This is a genomic window from Aeromonas sp. PrichA-15, assembly GCF_017939245.1.
Taxonomy (GTDB): domain Bacteria; phylum Pseudomonadota; class Gammaproteobacteria; order Enterobacterales; family Aeromonadaceae; genus Aeromonas; species Aeromonas caviae.
Genome location: NZ_JAGKRH010000026.1, coordinates 1 through 1,384 on the forward strand (window position 1 = coordinate 1; position 1,384 = coordinate 1,384).

A 1,384-nucleotide genomic window follows, 5' to 3' on the forward strand; every position below is an offset into this window, starting at 1 on the left:
CATGTACAGGATCTTTAGCAGCAACCAATTGAAATAGATATAAAAATGGCTTCGATTGTGATCTGATTTTATCGCCAAACAAAACCGCCACGCACGAAGCCATGACCATTATCGATGCCAACCACTATCTTGAGCAACTTCTCTCTCCTGCCGAACTCGACCGCATTGCCCGTGACTGCCAATTTTGCTTGCGCAAACGAGCCATTACGCCTGCCATGCTGGTGACTGCACTCTTGCGGGCACTTGGCTGCGACCAGGTCGATGGTATCGCTGGATTGCACCATCATTTCAATGCCTTGCAACTGGTTGATGCCCATCAGGTTTCCTACAAGCCCTTTCACAACCAGTTGCGCAAAGCGTCGTTCGCCCTGTTCATGAAGGCGCTGGTTGAACGGGCTATCGCCTTGCGTATCGGCCAACAGATGAAGACTGCATCCCTTGGCGCATTCAAACAGGTGTTGTTGCAGGATGGTACTTCCTTTGCCGTCCACAAAAGCCTGGCCGAAGTGTTTCCGGGAAGGTTCAAGACCATTAGCCCGGCGGCAATCGAGTGTCATATGCTCATGTCTCTATTGGAGCAAAGTCCAGTTTGCATGCAGGTCTCTGCCGATACGGCGTCAGAGCGCCAGTTCCTGCCTGAGCCCGAGCGGCTCAATAACAGCCTGCTGTTGGCGGACGCGGGTTACATCGATATGGCCTACTTTGCGAAACTAAACGAGGCGGGCGGTTTCTATCTGGTCAGGGGTAGTAAGAGCCTGAACCCGAAGATTATCCGGGCATGGCGCGGTGACGAACGGGAAGTGCCGAAGCTGGCGGGCCTGTCACTCAAGGATGCTGGACGGCGGCACTGTCGGGCAGAGGTACTGGATATGGTGGTGAAATCGGGCAAGTTCGAGTATCGGCTGATCCGACGCTGGTTTGCCGAGGAGAAACGGTTCTGTATCTGGATGACCAATCTGCCACGAGAGGCATGGCCAGCAGAGCGGGTGATGAGCCTGTACCGCTGTCGTTGGCAGGTGGAGCTGCTGTTTAAGGAGTGGAAGTCGCACAACCGGCTCAAGGGCTTTGTGACAGGTCAGAAAGCCATTGCCGAGGGGCTGGTGTGGGCCAGCCTGTTGTCGCTGGTGATGAAAAGACGGGTAGCTCAGACGCTGATGGGGGACGGTTTATCCACACTGAAAGCGGCGAAAAATAGCGGAACCTGGTGGTTCCCGTTATTGGAAGCGGTGGCTCATCGGGTGTTGGTGGAAATAAGAGAGCGTCTGGAATGGGCTGCCGTTTACTTGGCGAAAAATGCCCGTCGAACCAAGCAGCGAAAATCGATACAGAACAGGACCTTAGAAGGAATTTCAAATGAAGTGTTTTCTTAAGGTCCTGTATATGA

1 protein-coding gene is annotated in these 1,384 nt (G+C 53.6%); it reads left to right on the top strand.

The annotated features are described in order from the left end of the window. Positions 1–101: 101 nt before the first annotated feature. Positions 102–1,370 (top strand): IS4-like element ISAeme4 family transposase, encoded by a 1,269-nt coding sequence (locus J9889_RS04370; RefSeq protein WP_041206016.1) that lies wholly within the window; start codon positions 102–104, stop codon positions 1,368–1,370. Positions 1,371–1,384: the final 14 nt, after the last annotated feature.